Genomic DNA, 230 nt, shown 5'->3' on the forward strand with positions numbered 1-230 from the left:
GGTACATTTAAGGTTTTTAGCGAGGTTCAGATATTTAGTTTTAAATTCATCCATCTCATAGACATCAAAAATGTCAATAAGCTCTGATAAAACAGTTTGCCCTCTTGGTGTTTCTACTTTTAAACGGTCTAAAAGCTTATCCACAGAAGCTCCGACATTCGTATTACCACCTGCATTAAGATACGATACCAATACCGGTCCTAATAATGATGATGTTTCTAGCATATCAT

The 230-nt window shown here is 35.2% G+C and carries 1 pseudogene; it reads right to left on the bottom strand.

The features are described from left to right. Nucleotides 1–230, bottom strand: a pseudogene (locus SCA31_RS25775) (TlpA family protein disulfide reductase); the annotation flags it as partial.

This window comes from Chryseobacterium sp. SIMBA_028 (genome assembly GCF_046535285.1).
Lineage (GTDB): Bacteria > Bacteroidota > Bacteroidia > Flavobacteriales > Weeksellaceae > Chryseobacterium.